Below are 23,403 nucleotides of genomic sequence, written 5' to 3' on the forward strand. Positions count from 1 at the left end.
CGATTCCCGATTCCCGACTCCCGACCTCACGTACAGCCGGTTTCGCGCGGATCGACCTCGTGCGGCGACTCGGCCGCCATCCGCGCGGCCAGCCGCCCGGGCTCGCTGGAACGCAGGAAACGCAGGCCCAGCAACACCGAAGCCACGGTCAGGCCGGCGATCAGGCCGATCCACATGCCCTTGGGACCCCAGCCCAGGCCCAGGCCGAGCCCGGCGCCGACCGGCATGCCCACGCCCCAATACGCCAGCGCGGCCAGGATCATCGGCATGCGGGTGTCCTTGAGGCCGCGCAGGGCGCCGGCCGACAGCACCTGAATGCCGTCGGGGAACTGGAACATCGCCGAATACAGCAGCAGCGACGCGGCCAGGGTCGCGACCGCGGCGTCGGCGGTGTAGAAACTCACCAGCAGTTCGTTCGCGCTGAGCAGCAGAATGCCCGAGCACAGCTGGGTGGCGATCACGATCGCGTAGCCGGCGTAACCGGCCCGGCGCACGCCGAGGTAGTCGCGCCGGCCCATCGCATGGCCGACCCGCACCGTGGTCGCTTCGGCCAGGCCCATCGGCACCATGAAGCACAGCGCCGACAGGTTGATCGCGATCTGGTGCGCCGACGCCGGCACCTCGCCCAGGCGGCCGATCAGCAGCGCGGTGACGATGAACAGACTGCCTTCCATCAGCACGGTCACGCCGATCGGCAGGCCGGTCGCGAGCAGGCCGCGGATGGTCGGCCAATGCGGCTTGTCGAAGCGCTCGAACAGGCGCAGGTCGGCGAAGCGCCTGGCGCGGCTGAGGACCACGAAGAAACCGATCGCCTGCACCCACAGCATCGCCGCCGAGGCGATGCCCAGGCCGCCGGCGCCCATTTCCGGCAGGCCGAACTTGCCGAAGGTCAGCACATAGCCCAGCGGCGCCAGGATCAGCAGGCCGCCGGCGCTGAGCAGCATCGTCGGCAAGGTCCAGTGCAGGCCCTCGCTGAGATAGCGCATGCAGAAGAACAGGGTCAGCGCCGGCACGCCCCAGCGGATGCCGTGCAGGAAATCGCGCGCGCCGGGGATGATGCTCGGGGCGATGCCCATCGCGCCGAGCGCATACGGGATCAGGGTCAGGAACGCGAACAGGAACACGCTCAGCAACACCGCCATCCACAGCGCCTGGCGGAACAGCGCGCCGATTTCGCCGCGGCGGCCGGCGCCTTCGAGCTGCGACACCGACGGCGGCACCGACAGCAAGGTCCCGATCGGCACCATCATCGGCAGCCACCACAGCGCGGTGCCGATGGTCACCGAAGCCAGCGTGGTGGTGCTGTGGTGACCGGCGAGGGTGTTGTCGACGAAGCCGATCAGGCCGGTGGAGACGTGGCCGGCCACCAGGGGCGCGGCAAGAATCAAGGTGGTGCGGATCTCGCCCGCCAGGCCGGAACGGGCGGCGGGGCGGGAATCGGTGGGGGATGACGCAGACATGGGAGAGGACCAACAGCACGACTACGGCCGCGCATCCGGTCTAGGGCGCTGGCGCCGGGTCGCGGCGGACGGCTATCTTACCCGCTCGAAAGTGAAGGCCGGGGAGCCTCTTTTCTCGATTCCCAATGAGCGCAACCACTTCTTCAGGCGCCAGCCATGCTGGCGAGCACGGGCACGATCGCGAGCAAGGCCACGAACCCGGCGACGGCCACGGCCATCCCAGCCACTGCGAAAACTGCGCCGCGCCGCTGCAGGGCCACTATTGCCACGTCTGCGGCCAGTCGATCGTCAACCCGATCCGCCACGCGGGCCATGCGCTGGAGGAAGTGTTCGAATCGTTCTGGCACCTCGACGGCCGCATCTTCCGGACTTTGCGCGATCTGCTGTCTCCGGGCCGGGTCGCCAAGAATTACATCGCCGGCCATCGCGTGCGCTACGTCGCGCCGCTGCGGCTGTTCGTGATCGTCTCGGTGCTGACCTTCTTCGTCGCCCAGTTCACCGTGCATTTCGACGAAACCAAGCCCGGCTTCGAGGTCGTCGACCTGCAAGGCACCACGGTGCGCATGGGCAACCGGCAGAAGCAGATCAAGAAAGCCAATTCGGTCGCCGAAGTCGAGTCGCTGCGCCTGCAGACCATCAAGGAACTGGAAGCCGCGCGCGCGGCGATACCGGCTACCGCGCGCGGCGCCATCGACAAGTCGATCCAGGGCGTGCAGCGCCAGGCCGACCTGCGCATCGAGACCTTGCGCGGCGAGCAAAGCCTCGACGAGGCCGACATCGCTCAGGGCAAGGCCGAAGGCGCGCGCGAGGCCGCCGACGCGATCGTTCCGCCCAATGGCATCGCCGCGGCCAAGACCCTGGCCGAGGTCGAGCAACGCCGCGACGCGCTGATCGCGCCGCTCAAGGCCCGACTGGCGACCGAAGCGGCCGGTTCGAAAGCACGCGACAAGACCCATCGCGAAATCGCCCAGGCCAATGCCGACGCCGGCTGCCGCATCGCCGCGTTGCAGGTCGAGCACGCCACCGTCAGCCAGGGCGCGCCGCCGCGTCCGCTCGACGCGCAGCGTTACGGCGAAACCGATTGCGACGACGACAGCCCGCTGTCGTTCAACGGCCGGGCCTGGGACGCCAAGACCAACCCGCTGACGGTGAGCTGGTGGCCGCAGTTCGCCAACGACTGGCTCAACCGCCAGGTCGGCCGCGGCGAGATCAACTTCAGGCGCGCCAGCAAGGAACCGTGGCTGTACATCCACTCGCTGATCGCCGCGGTGCCCTCGGCGCTGTTCCTGATGGTGCCGATCTTCGCGCTGCTGCTGAAGCTGACCTACCTGGGTTCGGGCCGCGGCTATCTCGAACATCTGGCGGTGGCGTTGTACAGCCATGTCTACCTGTGCCTGTCGATCCTGGCGATGTTCATCCTGGTGCTGCTCGGCAACGCGATCTCGCCGCACTGGAGCGGCTTCGCCTGGCTCAGCGGGCTCGGCATCAGCGCGTTGTGGGTGTGGATGCCGATCTATCTGCTGCTGATGGAAAAACGCGTGTACGGCAACGGCTGGCTGCTGACCCTGGTGCGCTATACCGTGATCGGCACGCTGTACTTCGTCCTGTTGAGCTTCGCCGTGATCGCGCTGGCGTTCGCCGCGCTGGTGCGGATGTGAGTGCGCCGCGCGTGGGTGATGTGGGCGATGCGTCGGCGACGTTGGCGGGCCTGATCTACGAGGTCAACCTGGACCTCGACGCCGCCATCGCCGACGAGTACCTGGCCTGGCTGCGCGAGCACATCGCACAGATCTGCGCCCTGCCCGGCTTTCTCGGCGCGACGCTGCACGCCGTATCCGACCCGGTCGCCGAACCCGGGCGCAGCGCGTTGTGCGTGCAGTACCGGGTACGCGACCAGAGCGCGCTGGACGACTACCTGCGCGACCACGCGCCGCGGCTGCGCGCCGAGGGCGTGGCGCGTTTCGGCGGGAAATTCAGCGCTTCGCGGCGTGTCCTGCAGCCTCTCGCGAACTGACCGCAGCTCCCTGGAGCGGCGCGAGCCGCGACCGCGACACTGCGCTTGCGGCGAAACCTCGTCTTAGTCGAAATGTCGCGGTCGCGGCTTGCGCCGCTCCTACAGGGGCTTCGGCGACTGCGCCAAGCATCGGCACAACGTTCTTCATGCGCATACCCAAGCCATCGCGGAAGTCCGGAAACTACCTGAAGCCTGAAAACTTTTGTGGGAGGGGCTTCAGCCCCGACGCTTTTCTTTCAGCTTGCGATGAACCTCAAACAGATTTTTCGATCTCATCTGATAGAAAAGCGTCGGGGCTGAAGCCCCTCCCACAACAGCCGCAACCTCGGTATTCGGCGGATGTTTTGTTGCCGTTGCCGTCACCGTCACCGTCACCGTCGCGATGCTGGACTGAGCTGAGCTAGCCAAATCAATCAAACCGATCCCGACTCCCGCATCACCCACTAGAACAACTGCAAAAATTCTTCCGGATCGGCCTGAATGTCGCGCAGCGATCGCTTCAGCAGGTCAGAAAAATCCACCGCGACATAAGCGATTTCATCGGGATCATGCACATAAGCGATGATCTGCCCGACACGCCCGCCCGGCGCCGGCGCGTAGTCCTGGATCAGCAGCAAGCTCGCGCCGCCGAAGCCCGCGAACGGCAGCCAGCCGTCGTGGAACCAGCCGGCCTGGATACGCGGATCGCGCGGCTGCGGATCGGCATAGCCCGCGTAGCGCGTCGCGCGTTGGCGCATGCCGTCGCGGGCGGCGAGCGCGGCCTTGAGCGGTAGGAATTCGTAACTGGTCAGGAAGCCCGGCCGAACGAACAACGACACCTCGTCGGCCGATCCGTCGCTGCTGCGCCACGCCGCGCGCAAGCCCGGATCGAGCGCGAAACCGAGCGTGCGCTCGGCCGCCGCGAGCGCGGATTCGCTCGCGCCGGCCTGGGTCGACCACGACACGTCGTGCTCGTCGTAGACCGCTTCGAGTTGAGCGAGGTAGCGGGCGAAATCCATGTAGTCGCTTTTGTCGGGTTCGTGCCCGCTGATTGGTTTCAGCAGGTCCAGTGCAGCGAGTTCAGTGCAGCAACGCATCGTGCAACCACGCGCCGCGTTGCGCCGCCGGCACCCCGAGCAGACCGCTGCGCAGACGTTCGCGATCCTGCGGCGCGGTGCGTTGCACCAGCACCGCCAGATCCTTGCGTTGCGCCGGGGTCAACCCGCGCAGCGCGCTCAACATCGCGGCGTGCTGGGCCTGCGGCAATTGCGCCAGCAACGGTTGCAAGGCGGGGTAGTCGGCGCCGAGCGCGGGGCCGAGCAGCCAGCCGCGGCGCTCGCTGCGATCGAGCGCTTCGAACTGCTCGCGCAAGGCCCGTTGCTGGTCCGGCGGCAAGGCGGCGTAGCGCGCGGCCGCGGCCTGCAGCTGTGCGCGTTCGTCCGCGCTCAGCGCCTGCCAGGCCTGGTAGCGTTCGCGGCGCTCGCCGCGCTGGGCGTCGCTGAGTTCGCCCCATTGCGCGGCGCGCCGGCCGAAGTCGCGGCGCTGGTCTTCGTTCCAGCCGTCCCAGCGCTGGCCGTTGTCGCGCAGGCGGGCCTGGGCGTCGGCCGGCAGGTGCGGCAAGGCTTGGTCCAGTTCCGGTGGCAACGCGCTTGCCGGCCACAACACCGACGCCAGAACCAACGCGGTCGCGGCCAGCGTCATGCGGCACGATCGGGCACGCGAGGAAGGCGATGCATGACGCGGCATCATTCACCCTCCGAGGCATCGGTTTCGGACGATCGGGTTTCGCTGCCGGGCGCGGCCGGCGCGTCGGGCACGACTGGGGTCTCCAGCGGCACCGCGGCGACGGCCGTGATCGTGCCGGCGTCGCGCGCGGCCAGCCAACTGTGGAAATCCACGTCGGCCGCAGCGGCTTCGGCCTCCGGGTCGGCGAGCAGGGCGAAGTCGCGGTGGGCGATCAGCCCGGCCTCGCGGCCGTAGCGTTCGGCCGGCGCGGCCGCTTCGGGCAGTGCGCTGACCTGGACGCCGTCGGGCGCCCCGAGCCAGCCGCCGGCCAGACCGCCGCCGGGCCAGAACGTCGCCGCGAACGCCAGCGCGCACAACGCCAGCAAGGTCCACAGCAACGGCATCAGCCAGCGCGGACGCGACGACGCCGGCCGGTTCGCGCGTCCCGGCGCGGCCGCGGGCGCGGCGCTCACCGGGCCGCCGCTGAGCGCCACCTCGCGCGCCTGGGCCAGCCGCTGCAGGCGTTCGGGCGGCAGGGTCTTGATCCGGCGGTGGACCTGTTCGCGCAATTGCTGCCAGGCGTGCGGATCGGCGCGGCCGTCGGCATGCCGCGGCAGGGCGCGCTGCAAGGCCAGCCGGTAGGTCGCCGGGGCGACGCCGAGCACGGCCGCGGCCTCGCCCTCGCTGAGCCCGGCGGCCAGCCGCAGCAACAGCGCCGCGCGCGGTCCGCTGCCCAGTTCGGCCAGTCGGTCGGTGGCCTCGACCGCGATCGCGACCGGGGTGCGATGGGCCAGGCCGGGCTGGGTCAGCAGCAGCGACCAGAACCGGCTCGGCCAGTCGCTGAGCGCGGCGTCGGCGGCGACCGCGCGGAACGCGCCCATCGCCTTGGCCAGCGCGGCGTCGCCGGCGGCGGCATCGCCGGCCTGCAATTCGGCCAGCACCGCGCCGCGTCGTTCGACGCCTCGCAGGAACGCGGACAGCGCCGCCGGAGCGGTCGAACGCAGTGCGGAAGGGCCCGTAGCGGGGGTCGTGGAACTCATCGGGACGGCTTCACCATACGGTGCATCATAGCGATGCGGGCGGCGCACAAAACCGCTTGACAAACCGCGCAGAGGCCTTTGCACGAAGCGGGACGCGGCTTGCAGCCAAATCCGGTTGTGCACAGCAGTAACGGAACCGTCATCCGCCTCGATTTCGACCCCCGCCAAGCCCGCATTACAACGATGTTTCACGGGCAAAGCCTTGATACGCAAGGGATTGGCGCGGTTGGCGATTTTTTCACCAACCTAACCCGAGGGCTTATTTCAACGCACTCGCGCACCGCTGCGGACACGCCGTGCACAGATTTATCCACAGGCGGTGTGGATAAGGAGATTTTCCCTTCGAACTCGGCCACTTGCGTGATTATTGTCACTCAACCCACAGCAATGGCCTGCAACTGCCACGTCTGCCGCCGTTCGCTCCGGCTCGCTAGACTGAGGCCATGCCCGAGGCCCTGTTTACACCGCCGTCGACCGTCTGGCGGGTCGCGTTGCCGCTGCCGTTGCCGCGGCTGTTCGACTACCTGCCGCCCGTCGAACCGACCGCCGCGAGCGACCCGGTCGGCTGCCGGGTGCGGGTGCCGTTCGGGCGGCGCGAACTGATCGGGGTGGTCGCGCAAGTCGGGCCGCCCGAGGAAGGCACCGACCCGGCCGCGCTCAAGGCCGTCGCCGCCCGGCTCGACCCCGAGCCGCTGCTGCACGGCGAACTGCTCGACTCGCTGCGCTGGCTGGCCCGCTACACCCACGCCCCGCTCGGCGAAGTCCTCGCCACCGCCCTGCCCGGCCCGCTGCGCCACGGCGAGGCGCTGGCCGATACCCATGCCTGGGCCTGGCATCTCACCGAGGCCGGCGCCACCGCCCGCGAGCGCCTGCGCGCCGGCAAGCCACGCCGGCTCAGCGACCTGCTGGCCGAACACGGCACGCTCGACGAGGACCGCCTGGACGACCTGCTCGAGGACTGGCGCAGCGCCGCGCGCGCCCTGGCCAAGCGCGAGCATGCGCAGCGGATCGCGGTGCCGGCCGCGCAGCGCGCGCCGACGCCGCAGCCCGGCCCGGCGCTCAACGACGAACAGCAGGCAGCGACCGATTCGATCCTGGCCGCGCGCGGCCGCTTCGCCGCGTTCCTGCTCGACGGGGTCACCGGCAGCGGCAAGACCGAGGTCTACCTGCACGCGATCGCCGACTGCCTGGCGCGCGGCAAGCAGGCGCTGATCCTGGTGCCCGAGATCGGCCTGACCCCGCAGACCCTCGCCCGCTTCCGCGCCCGCCTCGGCGTGCCGGTGCATGCGCTGCACTCGGGCCTGAGCGACGGCGAACGCGCGCGCACCTGGGCCGCCTTCGCGCGAGGCCAGGCGCGGGTCGCGGTCGGCACCCGCTCGGCGGTGTTCCTGCCGCTGCGCGAGCCGGGCCTGATCGTGATCGACGAAGAACACGACGGCAGCTTCAAGCAGCTCGACGGCATCCGTTACCACGCCCGCGACTTCGCCCTGGTCCGGGCCAAGGCGCTGGACGTGCCGGTGCTGCTCGGCAGCGCCACGCCGTCGCTGGAATCGCTGCGCAACGCCCAGGTCGGACGCTACGGCCATCTGCACCTCAAGCGCCGCGCCGGCCAGGCGCAGCCGCCGCGGGTGCGCGTGCTCGACGTGCGCAAGCGCCCGCTCGAAGCCGGCCTGTCGCCGGAGCTGATCGAACGCATCGGCGGCGAGCTGCGCGCCGGCGGCCAGGTGCTGGTGTTCAAGAACCGGCGCGGCTACGCCCCGGTGCTGCTGTGCCACGACTGCGGCTGGACCGCGCACTGCCCGCGTTGCTCCACCCCGCTCAAGGGCACGCCGATGACCGTGCATGGCGGCGGCCGGCGTCTGCAATGCCATCACTGCGGCACCCGCCGGCCGGCGCCGGACGCGTGTCCGGACTGCGGCGGGCTCGCCCTGCAATCGCAGGGCGCGGGCACCGAGCGGATCGAGGAATCGCTGGCCGCGCGGTTCCCGGAGTTTCCGGTCATGCGCATCGATCGCGGCAGCACGCAAAAACGCGATGCGCTGGAACAGATGCTGGGCGAATTCGGCACCACGCCGGGCATCCTGGTCGGCACCCAGATGCTCGCCAAGGGCCACGACCTGCCGAACCTGACCCTGGTCGCGGTGGTCGGCATCGACGAAGGCCTGTTCAGCGCCGACTTCCGCGCGCCGGAAAAACTCGCCCAGTTGCTGATCCAGGTCGCCGGCCGCGCCGGCCGCGCCGACAAACCCGGCGAGGTGATGCTGCAGACCCATCATCCCGACCACGAACTGCTGCACACGCTGCTGTCCGGCGGCTATCCGGCCTTCGCCGAAGTCGAGCTGGCGCAGCGCGAAGCCGCCGGCTTCCCGCCGTTCGCGCACATGGCGCTGCTCCGCGCCGAAGCGCAGCAGGTCGAAGCGGCGAACGCGTTCCTGGCGATGGCGCGGCGCGAGTTCGAACGCGTCGCCGGCCCACGCGCACACAACCCCGCCGATCCGGGCGCGCAGTTGGAAGTCAACGGACCGGTGCCCGCGCCGATGCCGCGTCGCGCCGGTTACCTTCGCGCGCAGCTGATCCTGTCCGCGCCCGACCGCCGCCCGCTGCACGCCGCACTCGACGCCGCGTTGCCGGCGATCCATGCCGCGCCGCAAGCGCGCAAGGTGCGCTGGTCGCTGGATGTCGATCCGGCCGATCTGTACTGATCACAGGCTCCATTGCGGCGATCTACGCAGCGCGCAAACGCGTGCGACGCGCCCGTGCCTGATGTCCCGTTACTCCCTGTAGGAGCGGCGCAAGCCGCGACCGCGACATCGCGCAAACGACGCAAGCGTGATGTCGCGGCTTGCGCCGCTCCTGCAGGGGGTTGCAGGCGAGAGCTTCGGCCATTGCCAAAAGGACATCGAATTTCCGCGCGCAGCGATCGCATGCGCGCCGCGCTCACCGCAGCCCGATCTTCAACGAATACTTCACCACCGCGCCGCGGCGCGCACTGGCGCGCGGCTGGTACATCTGGATGCGATACAAACCATCGGCCGGCAGCCGCGCACTGCGCGTGTCGCTGCCTTCCAGCGGCAAGGCGAGCTGTTGCGGATCGGGCAGTACGTAATCGGCCGGCGGAAACACGTTGAGGTCGGCGTTGCGGCTGCCGCTCACCGTCACGCTCAACACCTGGCCGGCCTTGGCGGTGAGCAGATACTCGACGGTGTCGTAGCCTTTAAACGAGCCTTTGAGCGTGGTCGCGCTGTGTCCCTTGGCGAAATGCACCGGCACCTGACTGACCTTGTCGGCGGCCGAAGCGACGGGCGAGGACATCAGCAAGGACAGTGCGAGCAAAGCGGCCGAAGCGGGGCGAGCGATCATGTGCAAGTTCCATGGGGATTGGCGACGACCTTAGCCCAACCCACGCTGCGCAATCGTGAACCATGCCGATGCGGCGATATGAAATTTCTTCAGTGCCGACATTCTCTACACGCATCGCACGCAAAAAACAGTACACGGCGTCAACGCGTCAACGCCGACACATCGCGCGCTACGGCCTCACCAACTAAAGTCCGCGCCCGCCGAAGCCGTGCTTTCATCGCCGAAATCCCGCCGACAGCGACACGCTGGCGCGCGAATTGACCGAACGCTGACAACCCACCGCGATCGCCGACTATCCGCCCACGTCCCCAAACCGACGCCGATGCGATACGCGCCCGCCAAGCCCGCAGTGTTCATCGCCGCGGCCGACATCTCACCGCTCATCGCGCTCATGCGATCCAGGCACCCGTCGATATCGCCGAAACGCTGATTGACGTCGCCGTCGAACGCGGATCAGGACTGCGGCTTGCCCGTAGGCTTCGCTGGCGCAGGTGTCGCGACTGCGGCCGGCTTGGATGCGGGTTGCTGCTTAGGTTGTTGCTTGACCTGCTGCTTTGGCTGCTGCTTGGCTTGTTGCTTTGGCTGCTGTTTGGCTTGTTGCTTTGGATTCTGCTTGGCTTGTTTCTGCGGCTGCGGCTGCGGCTTCGACTGTTTCTTGGGTTGCAGCGCGGCCTGTGGCTTGGACTGCGCTGTGGGAGGTTGCGCGGTTTTTTGCGCAGGCTCCGCTACCGACTTCACCGGCGAGGCCACGGGCTTGGTTACACTTTTATTCTTGTCGCGTATCCACACGCTGAGCTGATCGCGCCGAATCTCGAACAGACCCATCGCCTCGATCAGGTCGCTGAGCTTGGGATACCCGTAATTGCGCGGATCGAACGAGGCCTGGTTGCCGACCTGCTGGCCGACCGTCGCCAATCGCGACCAACCATCGTCGCCACTGGCCGAATCGGTCGCACGCCGCAGCATCTGCACCAATCGGGTATCGCCGCGCAGGTCCTTGGCGCTGCGCGGCGGCGTGGTCGCCACCTCGTCGGCCGGCGCATCCTCGCTGGCCGGTTGGCCCAGGCCTTCGACATAGGTGAATTTCGAACACGCGTTGACGAACGGCTCCGGAGTTTTCTTTTCGCCGAAGCCATAGACCTTGACCCCGTCGGTGAGCAGACGCATCACCAGCGGGGTGAAGTCGGCATCGCTGGAGACGATCGCGAAGCCGTCGAGGTTGCGTGCGTACAACAGATCCATCGCGTCGATCACCATCGCCATGTCGGACGCGTTCTTGCCCTTGCTGTAGGCGAACTGCTGGATCGGCCGGATCGCGAACTCGTGCAGCACCGCTTCCCAGCTCTTGAGGTTCGGGCTTTTCCAGTCGCCGTAGGCGCGGCGCACGTTGGCCACGCCGTAGCGCGCCACCTCGGCCAGGATCACCTCGATCTTCGCCGCCGGCGCGTTGTCGGCATCGATCAGCAGCGCGATGCGTTTTTCTTCCGAGGCCAGGCCCATGCGCGCATTCTCCCTGCCGCCGGCCCGGATGCGGGCGGGCGTTGTCGCGGCCAGCCTAGCGCAACCGCCGCCGCGGCGCGTGGCACTGAAGATAGGCCAGCTTCATGACGGCCTAACCCCGATGCGGGACAATGGCGCGGAATCCGACGACAAGACCATCTCCCATGAGCAATCAACTCGAACAACTGCGCGCGCTGTCCACCGTCGTCGCCGACACCGGCGACATCGACGCGATCGCCCGCTTCCATCCGCAGGACGCCACCACCAACCCCTCGCTGCTGCTCAAGGCCGCCGGCCTGCCGAATTACGCGCCGTTGATCGACGCGGCCCTGCGCGGCGCCCAGGGCGACGACGAGGCCGCGCGCGTGAGCGATGCCGGTCTGCGCCTGGCGGTGGCGATCGGCGGCGAAATCCTCAAGCTGATCCCCGGCCGCGTGTCGACCGAAGTCGATGCGCGCCTGAGCTTCGACACCCAGGCCAGCCTGGCCCAGGCGCACCGCATCGTCGAGCTGTACGAGCAGGCCGGGATCGGCCGCGACCGCCTGCTGATCAAGCTCGCATCGACCTGGGAAGGCATCCGCGCCGCCGAGCAGCTCGAGCGCGAAGGCATCCACTGCAATCTCACCCTGTTGTTCTCGTTCGCCCAGGCGGTGGCCTGCGCCGAAGCCGGCGTGTACCTGATCTCGCCCTTCGTCGGCCGCATCCTCGACTGGCACCTGGCCAACGGCATGGCCAAGCCGGCGACGCCGCAGGACGACCCGGGCGTGCAATCGGTCACCCGCATCTGGGAGTACTACAAGCGCAACGGCTACCAGACCGTGGTGATGGGCGCGAGCTTCCGCAACACCGGACAGGTGCTGGCGCTGGCCGGTTGCGACCGGCTGACGATCTCGCCCGAGCTGCTCGGCGAACTCGAATCCACTCAAGCCGACGTTGAACGCGCCCTGTCCGACGACGGTCAACGCACCCAACCGGGCGAATCGCTCGGCGAAGCCGCCTTCCGCTGGCAGCACAACGAAGACGCGATGGCGACCGACAAGCTCGCCGACGGCATCCGCCGCTTCGCCGCCGACCAGCGCAAGCTCGAAGAGCAACTCGCCCAGCGCCTGCGCGGCTGAGCGCGCCGCGATGAGCAGCAACGATTCGCGCAAGCACGTCGTCATCGTCGGCGGCGGTTTCGGCGGTCTGTGGACGACGCGCGCGCTGGCTTCGGCCGATGTGCGCATCACCTTGATCGATCGCCGTAACCACCATCTGTTCCAACCGCTGCTGTACCAGGTCGCCACGGCCGGCCTGTCGGCGCCGGACATCGCCGCGCCGCTGCGGCACATCCTGCGCAAACAGGCCAACGTCGAAGTGCGGCTGGGCGAAGTGATCGGCCTGGACGCGGTCGCGCGCAACGTCTCGCTCGCCGACGGCGAGGTGATCGCTTACGACTACCTGCTGCTGGCCAGCGGCGCGACCCACGCCTATTTCGGTCACGACGAATGGGCGCAGCACGCGCCGGGCCTGAAGACGCTCGACGACGCGCTGCACATCCGCCGCCGCGTGCTGACCGCGTTCGAACGCGCCGAAGCCGCGGACGACGAGGCCGAGCGCGCGGCGTGGCTGCATTTCGCCGTGGTCGGCGGCGGCCCGACCGGGGTCGAACTCGCCGGCACCCTGGCCGAGATCGCGCACAAGACCCTGCGCCGCGAATTCCGCCGCATCGATCCGTCGCAAGCGAAGGTCCGATTGATCGAAGCCGGGCCGCGCGTGCTCGCGAGCTTTCCCGAGTCGCTGTCGGAAAAAGCCCGCGTGCAATTGCAGCGGCTCGGCGTGGAAGTCGTCACCGGCACGCCGGTCGGCGCGATCGGACGCGACGGCTACAGCCTCGGCGCCGAGTTCGTGCCCGCGCGCACCGTGCTGTGGGCGGCCGGTGTCGCCGCCTCGCCGCTGGGCGCGCTGCTCGACGCGCCGCGCGACCGTGCCGGCCGGGTGCGGGTCGAACCCGACCTGACCGTGCCCGGCTATCCGGACATCTTCGTCGCCGGCGACCTGGCGAGCATCCAGCAAGCCAACGGCCAGCCGGTGCCGGGCGTCGCGCCGGGCGCCAAGCAGATGGGCAGCTACGTCGCCCGTGCGATCCGCGCGCGCCTGAGCGGCCGCACCATCGGCCCTTTCCGCTACGTCGACTACGGCAACCTCGCCACCATCGGCCGCCGCGCCGCGGTGGTCGACCTGCGCGGCTTCAAGTTCTCCGGCTTCCTGGCCTGGGCGTTCTGGCTGGCCGCGCACGTGTTCTTCCTGATCGGCTTTCGCAACCGTTTGATCGTGATGCTCAACTGGTCGTGGGCGTATTTCACCTACCAGCGGCATGCGCGGATCATTTTTGGTGGCGGCAACGAAGACGGCGGTGCCAAGGACGACAACGCCGGTTGAGCCGTGCAGGACTCACCGCAACGACGAAGGGCGCCTCGCGGCGCCCTTCGTTTTTCAGCGATTGCGAAGGCATCGCCGATCGGCCGGGCCGATCGATCAGGTATACCCGTCGAAGTAGAACGCCGTGGCCTGCACGTTCTTGGTCGCGCCGGTGTCCAGATCGGTGATGGTCACGCGCAAGGTGGCCTCGCCGTCGCCCTGGGTTTCGGTGCTGATGAGCTTCTCGCAGTAAGACTGATTGCCGCAACCGGCCGGCACCGTGTTGGTCTCCAGGTCGCGCCAGGCGTAGGAATAATTGCCCGCGCCCAGGCCGGCGACCTGGAACAGCGCCGTGGTCGGATTGGTCGCGCCGCCCGGCCGCCACACCGAGGTGCAGGTGAAGGCCTCGGGTACGTCGAGTGCATAGGTGTCGACGAAGCAGGTCACCACCGCATTGCTCATGTCGCCCGCTCGTGCCGGCTGGCTGTGCGCCAGCCCCAGAACCGAAATCAACGCGCCTACCGCCCATAGCTTGTTGGCTTGCATACACCCTCCATTGGTCTGCGTGACGCGGGCCGCGGTCGGCCCGCGCGATTCGAGAAACCGCCGGTCCCGGCGGCTTCGAGCGCGAGTCTAGACAGGCCCGCGGGGACGCGGACGCACGGCGCGCCAAGCGTATGCAGGAGTGCGATGCGGCTTCCACTTTATCTCGATGCGCAGCACGTCCTGGCTAGATTGCATCGCACGTGCAGCATGCCGGCCATCGTCGGGCGCACGCCGATCGCACCGGCCGATGACGGTCCGGACGCAGACTCAGTGCCGATCGATCCGACACAGAAAACAGCCGAACCGCGCGTTGTGCGCCATCACGCTGACCACGCCGTCGATCGCGAACAGCGACTGCAGTTCGTCCTGCGCCGCCGCGCCCTCGACCGCGCGCGCATCGCGCATCCAGCCGTCGCGGTCGTAGGCGCGCAGCGACAGATACCGGGTCGCCAGGATAGGCGGCAGTTCGTTGCGATACGTCGGCGCCTGCAGCGCGGCCTCGCGCACGAAGATCGGACCGCTGGCGCGGTACGGCCCCAGCGCATGGTGTTCGTACGGCAGCAGCAACAGCGTCTCGCCGACCGCGGCGTCGGTCAGCGACACCCGGCAGGGATAGCCGCGCGGCGAATCGGCGACGACACGGCGCATGTCGTGGGCGCGCAGGCGGTCGTCGTCGAGCGCGAACAAGGGGCGGAACGGTTCGGGCGACAGGCCGCTGATGCGATAGGCGTTCATGGGCGACTCCAGGCGAAGGCTCGATGCCACGATAGCCAGCGCTCGGCGCGCTCGATATCCGGATCTTGCCGCGGCCGCATTCGCCGATACTTCGCCGATACGCCGCCTCCGGGCCAGTCGATCGGACAAAAAAAAACGGCCCGGTGTCCCGGGCCGTTGGATCGCATCGCGTCATTCGCCGCTGGATTACGCCGCGAACAGACCGCGCATCTTCTTCAGCGCGTTGGCTTCGATCTGGCGGATGCGTTCGGCGCTGACGCCGTATTCGTCGGCCAGTTCCTGCAGGGTGATCTTGCTGTCGTCGTCGAGCCAGCGGCGCTTGATGATGTCGCGCGAACGCGCATCCAGGCCGGACAGACCTTCGCGCAGCAGACCCAGCTTGCTGTCTTCTTCGTCTTCGCGCTCGTAGGACTGCGACGGGTCTTCCTCGGCGGCGCGCAGGTAGGCGGCCGGCGACGGCGGCGCGTGATCGTCGTCCTCGTCGGACGGCGCGTCGAAGCCGATGTCGCGACCGGACAGGCGCGATTCCATCTCGAGCACTTCGCGCTCGGAGACATTGAGGTCCTTGGCGACCTGGCTCACCTCTTCGGCGTTCATCCAGCCCAGGCGCTTCTTGCTCTTGCGCAGGTTGAAGAACAGCTTGCGCTGCGCCTTGGTCGTGGCGACCTTGACGATGCGCCAGTTCTTGAGGATGAACTCGTGCATCTCGGCGCGGATCCAATGCACCGCGAACGAGACCAGACGGACGCCCTGATCGGGGTCGAAGCGCTTGACCGCCTTCATCAGGCCGATGTTGCCTTCCTGGATGAGGTCGCCGATCTGCAGGCCATAGCCGTTGTAGCCGCGGGCCACGTGGACCACGAAGCGCAGATGCGAATGGACGAGTTCACGGGCCGCGTCGAGGTCTTCGCCTTCGCGAAAACGGCGGGCCAGGGCCTGCTCGTCCTCGGCGGTCAGCACCGGGATCTGATGCACCGCGCCGATATACGCGTCCAGCGAACCGAGCGCGCTGGGCACAGGCAGGTTGTTGGTGACGAGAGCAGCGGATTGGGCAATAGAGGTCATGGGCGTCATCTTAGCAGTCGGCATATAGGACTGCTAAAGGGGGAAAAGGTTCCGCTGTGTTGCGGGATTGGAACGCACGAACGCGATCGTGGGGTGTCTCTCGCATTCGCCAGAACGGGCCTTGGCCGAAATTCCGGTCAAAACCACGAGATCGAGTCGAAAATTCAACAACATCAACATGTTACAAAATACAGCCAGAGGGGCTTTGTGAATCTTTCGGCATCCCGGCCGAATCTGGCGTGCGTTATTCGGCACTGCCGGGCATCCAACTCGGCGGTTTATTGCCAATTTGAGCCGAATCCCTTTATCGGCGGTTACGCCAGCGGTTTTTCGCGGCATGCCGGCGAGCGGGATAACTATTTGAACCTTATGAATTAAAAGATTATTAAGAACGGGCGTCACAGCCGCTCTACCAGCCCTTCGCAGGCTCCCGGCCGTCATCTATCACGACCAAGATCGACCGCAAAACCGGGCCGTTTCCGGCATCTTCCAGGTTGCCCGATCGACGCCAAAGGCAACAATTAGCGTTCGATCGCCTTCATTTCGCCGACGAAGCGCGCCGTTATGTTCTGCGGCCGGGTAATGGCACTGCCTATGACCACGAAATCCGCGCCGAGTTGCAGCGCACGAGCAGCTTGCCGCGGCGTGTCGATACCGCCTTCAGCCACCAGCAGGCAACCGTCCACGGCCCGGCGCATGCGGCGGAACGCGGCGAAGTCGTCGTCCGACAGACGCTGGCCCCGGGTGGCCTCGGTATGGCCGAAGGCCGCGCTGGACACGCAGTCGAAACCCAGCGCCTGCGCCCGCAGCGCCTCGACCGTGGTCGCGACTTCGGCCATCAGCCGCAAGCCCGGATGGCGCTTGCGGATCGCGGCGTGGAAGTCGCCTAGGCGCTGGCCGCCCGGGCGGCGGCGATCGCTCGCGTCCAGGCCGGCCATGTCGGCGCCGGCCTGCGCCACCTGGTCGATCTCCGCCAGGGTCGGGGTCAGCGCGATCTCGCAATCCGGATAGACCTGGGTGAGCACGCCGATCAGCGGCGCGTCCACGGCGGCACGGATCCGGGCGATGTCGTTCGCGCCGTTGGCCAGCACCCCGCAGGCGCCGCCCTCGATCGCCGCGCGCGCCATCGCCGGCATGCAGCCGTGCAGGGGTTCGCCGGGCAAGGCCTGGCACGAGACCACCAACCCGCCGCGCAGGCGTTCGAACAGGCGGTTCATCGCTCGGCGTCACGCACCGGCGGCAGCGGCGCGTCGTTGAGCAGGCGCGCATCGAGGATCTCCCACCAGCGATCCTGCTCGATCCTGCGCTGTTCCCAGGCCGGGTCGCGGGACCGACGCGATACCTCGCCGCGGTAGTCGCCCCACCCCGCCTCGTCGGCGAACGAAATCCAATGCTCCAGGGTGTGGACGCCCGGCCCGACCGTGCATACGTACCAGCGCGGATCGCGGGCCATGTCCAGGCCGTCGTAGAACCAGCGTTCGCGCTCGCCGACCCAGCGCCAGAACGCGGGCAGGTCGGCGCGCGCGGCGGCGGTCGGGCGGAAGGTGTAGATCAGATGCAGCATGTCGGCTCCACGCGTATGGATTACAGGAACGCTTGCCAGGCCGGGCCCAGGTGCGCGCCCAGCTCGCGACGATGACGCTCGGCGAAGCGCCGGTTGTGCCGATGTACCGCGATCGGATCGAGCGCGCGATCGGTCAGCAGCACCGCCGCGGCCAGCGGCTCGATACGCGCGCCGCGCCCGGCTTTCGCGTGCAGGGCCGAGGTCGACAAGCGCAGTTCGCCGAGTCCTTGACGCGCGGCGTAGTCGATCGGTTCGTAGCAAGTCAGGACGAAGTAGCGGAAATCGCGATCGTCCAGGTCGTAGTCGCAACCGAAGTAGCGCACGTGCAGCGCGCGTCCGAAGCGATAGCACACGCACACCGCAAGGATGCGTTGCTCGCGCCGTGCGACGAACGCGATCGACGACGCCAGCAGCCCGGCGCGGCGCTGTCCATCGAACAATGACTGCATCCACGCCCCGCCCTGCGCGCTGCCATGGCGGGCGCGGTTGCGTGCGATCAGCTCCGCCGCCACCGCCTGATTGGCCGCATCGATCCGGCCGCACTCGACCCGATTGCCGCATCGCGCGAACGCCGCGATCTCCGACTTGCACTGCCCGCGATCGTGCGCATTCCATCGTGCCATCAGTCCGGCCAGACCATCGGTCGGAACGTCCATGTTCGCCTCGGCCGAATGCAGCAACACGCTGGCGCCGGCGGTCTGCGCAAGCTCCTGCGCCGCCGCCAACGGCATGTAAGGCATCACCACGCCGGCAAGACCGCGCTCGCGCGCTTGCTCGTTCATCGACTGCAGCAGGCGCCGCACCACCTGCGGCCGACGGCGGCCACGGATGGCCGCGATCTCGTTGTGAGTCGAACGCCGCCCGCCGCCCCAGACGAAGCCGCGCGTCCACGGGCCGCGAACATCGGCGAAAAAAGCGCCGAGTTCGAACAGCCCGTCATCGCGTCCGCCGTCCCACAGCGGGCATGCGGCCAGCAATCCGGCCGGACTCCAGACCGCAAGCACCTCGCACGCGCCCAGGGCATGATCCAGCCCGGCCAGCCAGGCGTGGCTGTTGTAGAAATTCCGATCGCCGACCAGCGCATCCCATTCGTGCTCGTCGACGGCGGCGACGCCGCGATACACCGACACCTTCAGCGTCTCATCCGCCGAGCCGCCGCATTCGACCCGCGACTGACGCAGACAAGCACGCACGGCCTCAAGCCTTGCGCGCGAGAATCAGCGCCGCATGCGGACGGTCCAGATAGGCGCGCAGCAACGGCGCCGCCGCGGACGGGGCGGACGCGGTACTCGGATCGCGCCAGACCAGATCGATCATGCCGGCCTCGCGCAACGCCGTCTCCAGCGCCGCGCGCGACCAGTACCACGCATGCACGCTCGCCTGATAGCGGCCGTGGCACAGCTCCAGGCGGATGCGCGCGCCGTCCGTGCGGGGCGCTCGATCGTTGTCGTCGTCGGGAATCAAACGGAAACCATAGGCCTGGTAATAGTCCGGATCGGGCTGATAGTCCGGATGGATCGGCAACGCGACCAGCCGCCCGCCGGGACGCAACAGGCCGGCGAGCGCGCCGCACATCTGCCCCAACTCCCGCACGCTGGTGGCGTAAGGCAATACGTAGACGCTGAGCACCACATCGAAACGGCCGGCGAAACGCGGCTGCAGTTCGGATACGAACTCGATGTCCAATCCCTCTTTCTCGGCTCGGCGCCGGGCGTAACCGAGCATGCCGTCGGCCAGGTCGTAGCCGACCACCGATCGAGCGCCGCTGCGCTTGAGAAGGCGCGAATACAGACCGCTGCCGCAACCGAAGTCGAGCACGTCCAGGCCGCGCAAGTCGCCGAGCGCGGCGACCACGCTCGGCGTCTCGATGTCGTGGCGAAACGGCCAGCTCGCCATGTCTTCGTACAACCCGGCCAGCTCATCGAATTGCGCGGCGACTTCCTTGCTCATCGGGCTCTCCCGGCGACGACGGATCGTCTTGTTCGAGGCATGAGTTAGGCAAATCCGAGCGCGCGCGGTCGCGCCGGCAATCACGTTTCCCGCGCGGCGCGGCTAACCGATGCTCACACTGGGACGGCGATCGTGCATGGCGCCGCAGCGGCCGCCGGGTGCGTTCAAATCTGCAACAACGCACGCGGCCGCAGGCGTCCAGAAACGAACAGGCCGGCTAGCGCCGGCCTATTCGTGACTATCGATCGCGCTCGCGCAAGCGATCAGAAATTGAACAAATAGCTGAACTTCATGAAAAGCTGCTTGCCGTTATGCAGGTCGAGATCGCGCGTGGGAATGACGATGTTCGGGTTCTGGTTGATGCGCAGATTCTTCTGCTGGTCGGTGTAGCCCAGATAGAACGAGGTGCCCGGGTTGGGCGAATAGCTGACCAGCAGGTCGGTGACCAGGGTCTTGTCGCGCGGAATCAGGAACAAGGCGGTGTCGCTGTCGAGCGCGCGGTAGTCGAAGATCACGTGCGCGGCCCAGAAGCGGCTGAACTGGTACTTGACCTTGGTGCGCGACTGGATGCCGCGGAACACCTTGGAATCCGAGTCGCGGCCGGCGATCGAATACTGCGTGCGCAGTTCGTCCCAGATGAAGGACTGGTCGATGCGTAGCTGGGCGAACGGGCTGACGGTCAGCTTGATGATCGCCTGGCGCTGGTCGCCGAGGAACGGTTCCACGCCCGGGGCCGGCAGGTAGTTGATCTTGTCGCGGACGATGATCTTGGCCTCGGCGGTCAGCCAGCGCCACCACTCGGTGCTGGCGCCCAGGGTGAAGCCGTCCATGTAGAACTTCTTGCCGCCGAAGTATTCGAAGCCGCGGATCAGGCTGCCTTCGAACTTGGTCTGCAGCAGGCCGTTGACCACGAAGCCGGGTTCGAAATTCCAGTCCTGGACTTCGCCGTCCTGGTCCCAGGTGTGCTGGGCGAGCAGGGTCGGGCCCATGTTGATGAGCCACGGCGCATCGGGGAACTGCTTGAGGTAGGACGACTTCTGATAGAACTGACGGATGTTCACCCGCGGCACGAAGCCGAGCTGGGATTCGAAGTTGTCGGTGGCGTCGAAGTACTGGCCGTCGAAGTTGAAATCGCGGCCGCCGCGGATCGCCTGCAGGAACACCATGCGTCCGTCGTAGTCGAGATTGTTGGCGCCTTCGGACTCGCTGCGCGCCAGCTGGCCGTTGACGCTCCAGTTGTCGTTCAACTTGACCCGCGAATCGACGCCGAACACGCGATTGAACTGGTCGCCGACGGTGCGGTCGGTCAGCATGACGCCGACGTTGGACTGCTGGCCGATGTCGCGCTGCACGCGCGCCACGCCGATATTGCCGGTCTTGCCGAAGTCGTCGCCGGTCACGGTCAGGCCGGCGGATTCGTCGTCCATCAGCAGGCCGCCGATCGCCCAACGGCCCAGGCGGCCGGACACGCGCGCGCCGTACTGCGGGTTGACGATCCGGCGCGAGTAGAACAACGGCACCGGCAGGCCGAAAATGCCGCTGTTCTCGAGGAAGAACGGCCGCTTCTCGAGGAAGTTCTGTTCATAGCGCTCGTTGACGATGACCTGCGGCTCGTCGGTCTCGACTTCGCTGAAATCGGGGTTGACGGTCAGGTCGACCGCGACGGAATCCTTGATCACGAACTTGGCGTCGACGCCGAGCTCGCTGCGCTGATGACCGCGCATCGAGGGATTGCCGGCCGAATCCACGCCCAGGGTCTGCGCGTCGCGGAAGGTCATGTGCGGGATGACCTGGATGTTGCGGCCCGGCTGGATCGAATCGTCGATGCGCGCGTGCGCGAACTGGGCGACGAACCCTTCCTTGCGCTCGGTGATGTAGGGCCAGTAGACGAATTCGTTGGTGCGCGGAATGATCCGGTTGACCGCGATGCCCCAATCCTGCACGTTGCCGCGTTCGAAACGCAGGCTCTTGAACGGGATCTGCATGGTCACGACGTAGCCGTCGTCGGTCAGGCGGCCGTCGGAGGTCCACTGGGTGTCGAAGTTGAAGTCGTAGCTCAGGCCCTCGGTGTAGCGGCTGTCCATCTGCGCGCCGTAGGGATTGACCGTGAACACGAACGCGCGCTGCTTATCGTGGTAGGTGTCGAGCATCAGCTGCACGCCGTCGTCGCCGAACACCGCGTCGCGTCGCGCGATGCGCGCGCGCACCTGCTTGGGATCGTCCTTGCACACGAACACCACGTACAGATTGTGGTCGTCGTAAGAAAGGTAGGCGCGGGTCTCCAGGGTGGCCGGATTGCCGTCGCCGGGCTTGTTCTGGACGAAATCCTTGACCTCGATGCCGGCATCGGCAGGGACGCCGCCGACATAGTCTTCGAGCCTGGGCGCGTGTTCCGCGCGCGGAATGTTCAAAGTGTCCTGGGCCTGCGCCGAAAACGCGCTGCCCAACAGCGCGAGCATGACCGCCCACAGAGTATTACGACGCATCACGTTGCCACCTTCGTATTAAGAGAAAAGAAATCTTCGTCGGCCGCCGCTGCGGCCGTGGAATCGTCGTTGCGCCAGGAATGGCTTGCGGCGCCCGCGCGCAGCGCGCGCGGCTTGCGCAGCACCGCCCACACGCACAGCGCCAGCGCGATCACCTGGATCGCCAGGGCCAGCACGATGCGCGTATGCACTTCGGGCAGCTCGATGCCGCCGACCGGGATCACCGCGGTGCACACCAGCCAGCCCAGCACCAGCAGCACGGTCTTGCGCGGCGTAAGCACGGTCGCCGCGGCGATCAGGCTCCACAGCCACATCGGCGCGATCAGTCCGCTGTGATCAGGCAGGAACGGGCTGCGCATGGTCGCAAGGCCGAGCACCGCGACCCACACCGCGGCGCGCTCCAGCCGCGACATCGAGGCGTTGCGCAGGGCCGCGACGATCGTCAGCACCACCGCGATCGCGGTCCACACCCAGGCGACCGTGCCCATGGTCGCGCGGGTCATGCCGTCGAGGCCGAGGATCTTGGCTTTCAACACCAGCCCCGGCACCGATTGATTGAGCGCGCTGACCCATTCCAGCCCCGGAATCTCCAGGAACGCCCAGGCATCGCCGCTGGCGATGCGCGGCGCCTGATAGTGGAAGAACGCTTCGAACGGATGCGCGCCGAGCCACAGCCACGCGATCGCGGTATACAGCGCCGAGAACGCGAAGGTCCAGATCGCCGCGCGCCAGCGCCGGGTCACCAACAGGTAGATGCCGAGCAGGCCCGGGAACAGCTTGAAGATCGCGAAACCGAGCATCGCCCCGCCGAGCGCGTTGCGGCCGCGCTCGAACTGGATCATCGCCAACACCGACATCGCGATCGCGGCGAGCTGGAAGTTGCCGACCTGCAAGGTCACCAGGATCGGGCTGGACAGCATCACCGCCGGAATCAGCAGCCACGCGCGCCGACCCACGCCGGCGCCGATCCAGCGCGCCAGCGACCATAACGCGGCCATCGTGATCGCCGCTTCCAGGCCGAACCACACCGCGCGCATGCTGTAGAAATCGCCGCCGAGCAACAGGCCGATTTCCGGCAGCAGCACGAACTGCGGCAGGTACATGAACTCGTCGAGCTTGATGTGATCGACCGAGCCGGTGTACAGCGCGGTGTCGTACAGATTGGCCACGCCTTCGCGCGCCAGCTCGGCCGCCTGCCAGTACGCCGAATAGCAGCTGTGGCCGATGTAGAACGGATCGAACCAGAACGCGGAGAATTCCGGGTGCTTGACGTCGGCCATGTACCAGGACACGCCGAGCAATCGCGCGATTGCCAGCACACCGACCACGAGCAACACCGCGCTGGCCAGCCCGTGGCTGCGGCGCTGCCCATCCCACTGCTTCGGCAGGCGCCGCGCCAGCGGCAACCACGCCGCCACGAACGGCACCGCGGCCACGATCAACGCGACCGCGAACGACAGCCCGAATCCGGCCAGCGCCGACGCCAGCATCGGCCACGCCAGCGCCAACGTCAGCGCCGCGACAACGGAACGTTCAACGGAAATTTTTACGGCTGCGGTGTTCATCGCGCTGCGCGCTC

19 protein-coding genes and 1 pseudogene are annotated in these 23,403 nt (G+C 67.7%); 5 read left to right on the forward strand and 15 right to left on the reverse strand.

What is annotated here, in order from left to right; all coding sequences use genetic code 11:
- Positions 1–26: 26 nt before the first annotated feature.
- Complete coding sequence (locus tag KME82_RS23395) at positions 27–1,460, reverse strand: MATE family efflux transporter (protein ID WP_215496149.1); 1,434 nt, start codon at positions 1,458–1,460, stop codon at positions 27–29.
- Positions 1,461–1,585: 125 nt separating this feature from the next.
- Here KME82_RS23395 and KME82_RS23400 point away from each other — a divergent pair, with 125 nt between their 5' ends.
- Positions 1,586–3,118, forward strand: a complete 1,533-nt coding sequence (locus KME82_RS23400; RefSeq protein WP_215496150.1) for a DUF3667 domain-containing protein — start codon at positions 1,586–1,588, stop codon at positions 3,116–3,118.
- Positions 3,115–3,474, forward strand: coding sequence for a DUF4286 family protein (locus KME82_RS23405; protein WP_215496151.1), 360 nt, complete (start codon positions 3,115–3,117; stop codon positions 3,472–3,474). The genes KME82_RS23400 and KME82_RS23405 overlap by 4 nt, the downstream gene beginning before the upstream one ends.
- Positions 3,475–3,917: 443 nt before the next feature.
- Here KME82_RS23405 and KME82_RS23410 read toward each other — a convergent pair whose 3' ends face one another.
- Genes KME82_RS23410 through KME82_RS23420 form a run of 3 tightly spaced genes read right to left on the reverse strand, consistent with a single transcriptional unit; the run spans position 3,918 to position 6,218 of the window.
- On the reverse strand, positions 3,918–4,550 hold the full coding sequence (locus KME82_RS23410) for an SMI1/KNR4 family protein (protein ID WP_215496152.1): 633 nt from the start codon (positions 4,548–4,550) through the stop codon (positions 3,918–3,920).
- Positions 4,534–5,154 carry a DUF3106 domain-containing protein gene (locus KME82_RS23415; RefSeq protein ID WP_215496153.1) on the reverse strand — a complete coding sequence of 207 codons (621 nt, stop codon included), beginning with the start codon at positions 5,152–5,154 and terminating at the stop codon, positions 4,534–4,536. Before KME82_RS23415 ends, KME82_RS23410 begins: the two co-directional genes overlap by 17 nt.
- 44 nt (positions 5,155–5,198) lie before the next feature.
- Entirely contained in the window at positions 5,199–6,218 is a 1,020-nt protein-coding gene (locus KME82_RS23420) for a sigma factor-like helix-turn-helix DNA-binding protein (protein ID WP_215496154.1), read from the reverse strand.
- A gap of 443 nt (positions 6,219–6,661) precedes the next feature.
- Here KME82_RS23420 and KME82_RS23425 point away from each other — a divergent pair, with 443 nt between their 5' ends.
- The gene (locus KME82_RS23425; protein ID WP_215496155.1) at positions 6,662–8,920 is read left to right on the forward strand and encodes a primosomal protein N'; all 2,259 of its coding nucleotides are present in this window, start codon (positions 6,662–6,664) and stop codon (positions 8,918–8,920) included.
- Positions 8,921–9,155: 235 nt separating this feature from the next.
- Here KME82_RS23425 and KME82_RS23430 read toward each other — a convergent pair whose 3' ends face one another.
- Both KME82_RS23430 and KME82_RS23435 read right to left on the reverse strand, forming a co-directional pair.
- A complete protein-coding gene (locus KME82_RS23430; protein WP_215496156.1) occupies positions 9,156–9,578 on the reverse strand; it encodes a g-type lysozyme inhibitor in 423 nt (140 codons plus the stop codon).
- 675 nt (positions 9,579–10,253) lie between these two features.
- Positions 10,254–11,078: pseudogene (locus KME82_RS23435) on the reverse strand (NYN domain-containing protein); the annotation flags it as partial.
- 164 nt (positions 11,079–11,242) lie between these two features.
- Between KME82_RS23435 and tal the strand changes: the two are divergent.
- Entirely contained in the window at positions 11,243–12,196 is a 954-nt protein-coding gene (gene tal / locus KME82_RS23440) for a transaldolase (protein WP_215496158.1), read from the forward strand.
- Between the two features lie 10 nt (positions 12,197–12,206).
- Positions 12,207–13,499: an NAD(P)/FAD-dependent oxidoreductase gene (locus KME82_RS23445; RefSeq protein WP_215496159.1), complete on the forward strand. Its 1,293-nt coding sequence runs from the start codon at positions 12,207–12,209 to the stop codon at positions 13,497–13,499.
- A gap of 96 nt (positions 13,500–13,595) precedes the next feature.
- Here KME82_RS23445 and KME82_RS23450 read toward each other — a convergent pair whose 3' ends face one another.
- From KME82_RS23450 to KME82_RS23490, 9 genes are all read right to left on the reverse strand, one after another.
- Positions 13,596–14,024 carry a hypothetical protein gene (locus KME82_RS23450; protein WP_215496160.1) on the reverse strand — a complete coding sequence of 143 codons (429 nt, stop codon included), beginning with the start codon at positions 14,022–14,024 and terminating at the stop codon, positions 13,596–13,598.
- A gap of 267 nt (positions 14,025–14,291) precedes the next feature.
- The gene (locus tag KME82_RS23455) at positions 14,292–14,759 is read right to left on the reverse strand and encodes a DUF1203 domain-containing protein (RefSeq protein ID WP_036110214.1); all 468 of its coding nucleotides are present in this window, start codon (positions 14,757–14,759) and stop codon (positions 14,292–14,294) included.
- Between the two features lie 186 nt (positions 14,760–14,945).
- The gene (rpoH, locus tag KME82_RS23460) at positions 14,946–15,824 is read right to left on the reverse strand and encodes an RNA polymerase sigma factor RpoH (RefSeq protein ID WP_056106881.1); all 879 of its coding nucleotides are present in this window, start codon (positions 15,822–15,824) and stop codon (positions 14,946–14,948) included.
- A gap of 521 nt (positions 15,825–16,345) precedes the next feature.
- On the reverse strand, positions 16,346–17,041 hold the full coding sequence (locus tag KME82_RS23465) for an N-acetylmannosamine-6-phosphate 2-epimerase (protein WP_215496161.1): 696 nt from the start codon (positions 17,039–17,041) through the stop codon (positions 16,346–16,348).
- Positions 17,038–17,388 (reverse strand): hypothetical protein, encoded by a 351-nt coding sequence (locus tag KME82_RS23470; protein ID WP_215496162.1) that lies wholly within the window; start codon positions 17,386–17,388, stop codon positions 17,038–17,040. The genes KME82_RS23465 and KME82_RS23470 overlap by 4 nt, the downstream gene beginning before the upstream one ends.
- Before the next feature lie 20 nt (positions 17,389–17,408).
- Positions 17,409–18,581 (reverse strand): peptidogalycan biosysnthesis protein, encoded by a 1,173-nt coding sequence (locus KME82_RS23475; protein ID WP_215496163.1) that lies wholly within the window; start codon positions 18,579–18,581, stop codon positions 17,409–17,411.
- A gap of 4 nt (positions 18,582–18,585) precedes the next feature.
- Positions 18,586–19,338, reverse strand: coding sequence for a class I SAM-dependent methyltransferase (locus tag KME82_RS23480; protein WP_215496164.1), 753 nt, complete (start codon positions 19,336–19,338; stop codon positions 18,586–18,588).
- Positions 19,339–19,601: 263 nt separating this feature from the next.
- The gene (locus KME82_RS23485; protein ID WP_215496165.1) at positions 19,602–21,824 is read right to left on the reverse strand and encodes a carbohydrate binding family 9 domain-containing protein; all 2,223 of its coding nucleotides are present in this window, start codon (positions 21,822–21,824) and stop codon (positions 19,602–19,604) included.
- The gene (locus tag KME82_RS23490; RefSeq protein WP_215496166.1) at positions 21,824–23,389 is read right to left on the reverse strand and encodes a glycosyltransferase family 87 protein; all 1,566 of its coding nucleotides are present in this window, start codon (positions 23,387–23,389) and stop codon (positions 21,824–21,826) included. Before KME82_RS23490 ends, KME82_RS23485 begins: the two co-directional genes overlap by 1 nt.
- Positions 23,390–23,403 lie beyond the last annotated feature (14 nt).

The sequence above is a fragment of the Lysobacter capsici genome (assembly GCF_018732085.1).
Classification (GTDB): Bacteria; Pseudomonadota; Gammaproteobacteria; order Xanthomonadales; family Xanthomonadaceae; genus Lysobacter; species Lysobacter capsici_A.

Excerpts from the sequence above, each read along its gene's own strand:
- KME82_RS23395 (WP_215496149.1), bottom strand. The coding sequence starts at position 1,460 with ATGTCTGCGTCATCCCCCACCGATTCCCGCCCCGCCGCCCGTTCCGGC.
- KME82_RS23400 (WP_215496150.1), top strand. The coding sequence starts at position 1,586 with ATGAGCGCAACCACTTCTTCAGGCGCCAGCCATGCTGGCGAGCACGGG.
- KME82_RS23410 (WP_215496152.1), bottom strand. The coding sequence starts at position 4,550 with ATGCGTTGCTGCACTGAACTCGCTGCACTGGACCTGCTGAAACCAATC.
- KME82_RS23415 (WP_215496153.1), bottom strand. The coding sequence starts at position 5,154 with ATGACGCTGGCCGCGACCGCGTTGGTTCTGGCGTCGGTGTTGTGGCCG.
- KME82_RS23420 (WP_215496154.1), bottom strand. The coding sequence starts at position 6,218 with ATGAGTTCCACGACCCCCGCTACGGGCCCTTCCGCACTGCGTTCGACC.
- KME82_RS23425 (WP_215496155.1), top strand. The coding sequence starts at position 6,662 with ATGCCCGAGGCCCTGTTTACACCGCCGTCGACCGTCTGGCGGGTCGCG.
- KME82_RS23430 (WP_215496156.1), bottom strand. The coding sequence starts at position 9,578 with ATGATCGCTCGCCCCGCTTCGGCCGCTTTGCTCGCACTGTCCTTGCTG.
- tal (WP_215496158.1), top strand. The coding sequence starts at position 11,243 with ATGAGCAATCAACTCGAACAACTGCGCGCGCTGTCCACCGTCGTCGCC.
- KME82_RS23445 (WP_215496159.1), top strand. The coding sequence starts at position 12,207 with ATGAGCAGCAACGATTCGCGCAAGCACGTCGTCATCGTCGGCGGCGGT.
- KME82_RS23450 (WP_215496160.1), bottom strand. The coding sequence starts at position 14,024 with ATGCAAGCCAACAAGCTATGGGCGGTAGGCGCGTTGATTTCGGTTCTG.
- KME82_RS23455 (WP_036110214.1), bottom strand. The coding sequence starts at position 14,759 with ATGAACGCCTATCGCATCAGCGGCCTGTCGCCCGAACCGTTCCGCCCC.
- rpoH (WP_056106881.1), bottom strand. The coding sequence starts at position 15,824 with ATGACCTCTATTGCCCAATCCGCTGCTCTCGTCACCAACAACCTGCCT.
- KME82_RS23465 (WP_215496161.1), bottom strand. The coding sequence starts at position 17,041 with ATGAACCGCCTGTTCGAACGCCTGCGCGGCGGGTTGGTGGTCTCGTGC.
- KME82_RS23470 (WP_215496162.1), bottom strand. The coding sequence starts at position 17,388 with ATGCTGCATCTGATCTACACCTTCCGCCCGACCGCCGCCGCGCGCGCC.
- KME82_RS23480 (WP_215496164.1), bottom strand. The coding sequence starts at position 19,338 with ATGAGCAAGGAAGTCGCCGCGCAATTCGATGAGCTGGCCGGGTTGTAC.
- KME82_RS23485 (WP_215496165.1), bottom strand. The coding sequence starts at position 21,824 with ATGCGTCGTAATACTCTGTGGGCGGTCATGCTCGCGCTGTTGGGCAGC.
- KME82_RS23490 (WP_215496166.1), bottom strand. The coding sequence starts at position 23,389 with ATGAACACCGCAGCCGTAAAAATTTCCGTTGAACGTTCCGTTGTCGCG.